Source organism: Chryseobacterium mucoviscidosis, from assembly GCF_002177115.1.
Classification (GTDB): domain Bacteria; phylum Bacteroidota; class Bacteroidia; order Flavobacteriales; family Weeksellaceae; genus Chryseobacterium; species Chryseobacterium mucoviscidosis.
Window position 1 is genome coordinate 1 of record NZ_MVAG01000177.1, and the last position, 265, is coordinate 265.

At 41.9% G+C, this 265-nt stretch carries 1 pseudogene; it reads left to right on the forward strand.

The features are described from left to right. Positions 1–265: pseudogene (locus B0E34_RS22855) on the forward strand (MFS transporter); the annotation flags it as partial.

Consider the following 265-nt stretch of genomic DNA (forward strand, 5'->3'; position numbering starts at 1 on the left):
GCCACCGTCTTTACTGTATTGATTTTCTTGCTAGGTATTGCCTTTGCTATTGGTAAGGCATCGGTATTTAAATATTTGTCTGATGAATACAAGGATAATATGGGTGCAGTATCAGGTGTTGTGGGCTTGGCAGGGGGTCTTGGTGGCTTTATTCTACCGATTATGTTTGGTGCCGCTGTAGATATCACAGGCATTCGTTCATCGGCATTTATGATCATGTTTGGTGTGGTGTGGGTGAGTTTGATTTGGATTTATTTATCAGAGG